Source organism: Aeromonas sp. QDB18, assembly GCF_027705325.1.
GTDB classification, from domain to species: domain Bacteria; phylum Pseudomonadota; class Gammaproteobacteria; order Enterobacterales; family Aeromonadaceae; genus Aeromonas; species Aeromonas caviae.
Genome location: NZ_JAPDBQ010000214.1, coordinates 1 through 4,250, shown reverse-complemented (window position 1 = coordinate 4,250; position 4,250 = coordinate 1). Strand labels below are relative to the sequence as shown.

The window sequence follows — 4,250 nt, the reverse complement described above, 5'->3', positions numbered from 1 at the left end:
GCAGAGAAAATCCAAGCAAAACAACACGTTAGACGGTATTATTAATTCGCTTGCCGCTTAAGGTTCTGTACATGAACCAGAACTCTGTCTCAAACGACCAAATGGCCGTACCAATATGAAACCCGACAGCGATGTTATTCACCAGCTGATTACCCTCGCCAACAGCAACCCCCAAGTGCAGGTGCTTTGGCTTTACGGCTCCCGTGCCAAGGGAACTGCAGGTCCTGCCAGCGACTGGGATCTGGCGGTGGCCTTTGATCCAATCAAACAGAGTGGACCACTGGGTACTGCACTGGAAAACCGCTTGCGCCCTGAACTGCTCGCGCTGGAGTGGCAACGTGCCCTGGGGTTGGCAGAGGGGAAACTTTCGGTCGTCGATATCAATCAGGCCCCGATTCCGTTGGCTTTTGCGGTAGTAGATGCAAATCGTCCTCTCTATAGCCGTGATGAGGGGCGGCGTTTGCAAGAGGAGGCGCGGATAATGTCGCAGATGGAACTTGGTTATCCCCATCGCCAAGCCTATATCAGCAAACATCATTCTGAGGAGTGGAGTAAAGATGAGTGATAACGCCTATATAGGAGCTTTACGTATCAGCCTCTCGCGCTATAAGGCCGAGCTGTCAGAGATACGGGCTATTCTGGCGCTGCGGGCGCTTTCCAATCTGGAGTACCGCGCAGCTGAGCGAACTCTACAAGTGTCTATCGAAGCGTGTATTGGCGTGGCAAAGCACTGGGCTAAAGCATTGGCAAGTCATACCCCACAGGATGCCTATCAGGCATTCGAAATCCTGGCCCAGCGTGGTGAGCTATCCCCCGACACCTTAATCGGCTGGCGCAAGATCATTGGCCTTCGCAATGCGCTGGTGCACGACTATCTGAATATTGACCCCGAGATCATCCGTAGCGTCATTGCTCAAGGCTATAGCGACCAGCTGTTCACGTTTGCAGAGCAAGGTCTCGACTGGTTGGCTGCCCATATTGATTGAAACTTCGACGTCATATCTCCGTTTACCGTTCTCTTACCCGCTATAGGGGATAAGTGTTAAATACCGCCTATAGCGTGTAATTTATATTTACCTCCTATAACAGGTAAACATTGATATACCTGCCATAGCGTGTAAATTGGAAGAAGGCACGCTACCAGGTTGTCGAATCATGAAAGTAACCAGCGCCAAGCAGCTGAGCGCCTGTATCAAGGATGCCAGGCTTTCTCAAAAGCTCTCTCAAGGCAAAGTGGCCGAGAAAGTGGGGATTAGGCAAGACACAGTCTCCAGCTTCGAGCTCAATCCTGAGTCCACCAAGCTGGAAACCCTGTTCAAGATCCTCGCAGCGCTCGAATTGTCAGTGGATATCAAACCCCGCAATGAGTCATCCGAGAGTCCGGCATCGGGCTGGAAGGAGGAGTGGTAATGGCCAATCTGGCTGTCTACATGAACGGCTATCGGGTAGGCACATTCACCAAAACTACCAGCGGCGCCCATCAGTTTCAGTACCATGAGTCATGGCTAGCACAACCGGGCAGCCGTCCGATCTCACTCTCCATGCCATTACGCCATCAGGCCTACCGGGGCGATGAAACCTATAACTTCTTCGACAACCTGCTGCCAGATAATACGGAGGTGAGAAACAGGGTTGTAGCACGCTATCAAGCGGCATCAACCCAGCCCTTCGATCTGCTCAGTTGCATTGGCCAGGATAGCGTAGGGGCATTACAGCTGGTTACCGAAGGGCACGACGTTCCAGATGTCAGGCGAATCGACTACAAAGCACTTTCCGATGACGAGCTCGAGCAGATCCTGACCAGCTACAAATCAGGAATCCCTTTGGGGATGGTCAGAGAGCAAGAGGAGTTCCGGATCTCTATCGCCGGGGCGCAAGAAAAGACTGCGCTGCTCTATCTCGATGACCGTTGGTACTTGCCACTCAACGCAACGCCGACAACCCACATTATCAAACTCCCTATCGGCAAGATTGAAAGCCACTCCTACTCGATAGACCTCTCCCAGAGCGTAGAAAACGAATATCTCTGCACTCTGATTGCCAAGGAGTTTGGTCTACCCGTACCTCACTGCTTCATGATGCAGGTTGGCCAGGTCAAAGCACTGGCTGTGGAACGCTTCGACAGACGTTACGCTGCCGATCGCAGTTGGATCATGCGCCTTCCCCAAGAAGATTTCTGTCAGGTATTGAATGTTCCGTCAGCACGGAAATACGAGAACCATGGAGGACCGGGAATCACTGACATCATGAAAACCTTGCTGGGCTCTGCGACACCAGAACAGGATCGCTACCTATTCATGAAATCTCAGGTCCTGTTCTGGCTGCTGGCGGCCACCGATGGCCATGCAAAAAACTTCTCGGTCTTTATTGAGCCGGAAGGGCGTTTTCGCCTGACCCCTTTTTACGACATCCTATCTGTCTATCCAGTATTTGGCGGCCGAGGCCTCAACCGAAGGGACGCCAAGCTCGCTATGGGCCTAGCAAGCAGCAAGGGAAAGAAGTACGCCATTGAGCAGATATTCCCGCGTCATTTCTTCCAAACGGCGAAAGCTGTGGGATTTGAGCGTTCTGCTATGGAAGAGATCCTGACAGAACTGGCCAACTCCGTTGATGATGTTATTGAGCGCGTTACACGGCGTTGTTGCTCAAATCAGGGAACTATTCGGCAGTTCAGTGATCTGATCTCTTAGGTTCACCCCCAGGAGCGTCAGATGGGCAAGCCAAAACACAAGATCAGCAACTGGAAACAGTACAATCAGGCTTTGGTACAACGTGGTTCTCTGACTATCTGGATGGATGCGTCAGCTATCCGGCGATGGCATTGCCATACCCACCATGGGCGCAGAGGTAGAGGGTTTCACTACAGCGACACAGCCATCGAAACGGCTTTAATGCTCAAGGGGCTCTTTAATCTACCCCTCCGCGCACTTGAAGGTTTCATTAACTCGCTGTTCAAACTGATGGCTGTGCCACTGAAATCACCCGATTACAGCTGCATCAGCAAGCGGGCCAAGACGGTGGAAATCAACTACCGGGCACCGAGCAAGGGGACAGTGACACACCTGGTCATCGACTCCACCGGGCTCAAGGTTTACGGCGAAGGTGAGTGGAAAATGCGTAAGCACGGCAAGGAGAAACGCCGTGTCTGGCGCAAGCTGCACCTTGCTGTGGATGCTGCTACTCATGCCATCGTTGCAGCAGAAAGCAGTCTGGAAAACATCGCTGATAACGAGGTATTGCCGACACTGCTCAATCCGTTGCGGCGCGAGATAGAACAGGTCAGTGGCGATGGCGCCTATGACACACGGGATTGCCATGCCCTGCTAAAGAAAAAAGGTATCAAGGCCACCATACCACCGCGCAAGAATGCCGCTTTATGGGAAGAAGGGCATCCACGAAACGAAGCCGTTGAGGCACTTAAAGCCGGTGAACTGGGCGAATGGCAAAAACAGTCCGGATATCACCAGCGGTCGAAAGCGGAAACGGCGATGTACCGTTACAAACAGCTGATTAGTCCCAAACTGAGCCTGAGAAACCACAATGCCCAGGTCGGCGAAATGCTGGCTGGGGTAAAGGTATTGAACAAAGTCATAGGACTAGGAATGCCTGTTCGACAGGCACTGAACTAATCCAGGAAAAGCCGCTGGGGAACTGCTGCTTGGTGGATGAATTGATCAACAACGCCGCGTTACACAGCAATTGCCAGCAGGCTTCCCCGATACCATCAGCAGCACCATTCTAGAGGGCCTAAAAGCCCGCTCAGCCAGGCTGATAAAGGGCTGGGATTAAAATGGCGGTATGTGGGATGACTGCACGGTTAGCCAAACTACCTATGGGAAACTTGCACGGTTCGAAGAGTAAAGCGGCTTTCCAGGTTCCGGACGGTGCTACAGTCGGTTCAAAATATGTTCAAAACTCACCTAAAAAACGGTTTTAAGTGCGTGTGGTGGCATCACGTTGATTCATATGGGAAGGCTGCACGATCGAGAATGGACTATGTGGGAACGCTGCACGATAGCAGAAACCCGTGAGCGGCCTCTCAATATGCTGTTTTAGTTACTTTTACCCCAAGCGGCCCCCGAAAAGTCACTAAAATATTGAAGATAATAGATTATTTACATTCTGCATCGGCAAGTAAGTCCGCAGAACAGGCAATGATAAGCCCGGGTTCATCCCGCAATGCTGTTCACTTAAGCGGAGCCGCATTGCGATTTACCGGAAAACGGGTCTTTGATATCTTCACCGCCCTG

The 4,250-nt window shown here is 51.9% G+C and carries 5 protein-coding genes; all 5 read left to right on the top strand.

Annotated features, from left to right (window positions below):
- Positions 1–115 precede the first annotated feature (115 nt).
- A complete protein-coding gene (mntA, locus tag OKC30_RS19970) occupies positions 116–565 on the top strand; it encodes a type VII toxin-antitoxin system MntA family adenylyltransferase antitoxin (protein ID WP_160836704.1) in 450 nt (149 codons plus the stop codon).
- On the top strand, positions 558–986 hold the full coding sequence (gene hepT / locus OKC30_RS19965) for a type VII toxin-antitoxin system HepT family RNase toxin (RefSeq protein WP_042013332.1): 429 nt from the start codon (positions 558–560) through the stop codon (positions 984–986). Before mntA ends, hepT begins: the two co-directional genes overlap by 8 nt.
- Before the next feature lie 169 nt (positions 987–1,155).
- Positions 1,156–1,410, top strand: a complete 255-nt coding sequence (locus OKC30_RS19960; RefSeq protein WP_017410478.1) for a helix-turn-helix domain-containing protein — start codon at positions 1,156–1,158, stop codon at positions 1,408–1,410.
- Positions 1,410–2,690, top strand: coding sequence for a type II toxin-antitoxin system HipA family toxin (locus OKC30_RS19955; RefSeq protein WP_270666940.1), 1,281 nt, complete (start codon positions 1,410–1,412; stop codon positions 2,688–2,690). The genes OKC30_RS19960 and OKC30_RS19955 overlap by 1 nt, the downstream gene beginning before the upstream one ends.
- A 21-nt stretch (positions 2,691–2,711) precedes the next feature.
- Positions 2,712–3,629, top strand: coding sequence for an IS5 family transposase (locus tag OKC30_RS19950; protein WP_171865420.1), 918 nt, complete (start codon positions 2,712–2,714; stop codon positions 3,627–3,629).
- Positions 3,630–4,250: the final 621 nt, after the last annotated feature.

Bases quoted from the DNA above. Each gene is read 5' to 3' on its own strand.
- mntA (WP_160836704.1), top strand. From the start codon at position 116: ATGAAACCCGACAGCGATGTTATTCACCAGCTGATTACCCTCGCCAAC.
- OKC30_RS19955 (WP_270666940.1), top strand. From the start codon at position 1,410: ATGGCCAATCTGGCTGTCTACATGAACGGCTATCGGGTAGGCACATTC.
- hepT (WP_042013332.1), top strand. From the start codon at position 558: ATGAGTGATAACGCCTATATAGGAGCTTTACGTATCAGCCTCTCGCGC.
- OKC30_RS19960 (WP_017410478.1), top strand. From the start codon at position 1,156: ATGAAAGTAACCAGCGCCAAGCAGCTGAGCGCCTGTATCAAGGATGCC.
- OKC30_RS19950 (WP_171865420.1), top strand. From the start codon at position 2,712: ATGGGCAAGCCAAAACACAAGATCAGCAACTGGAAACAGTACAATCAG.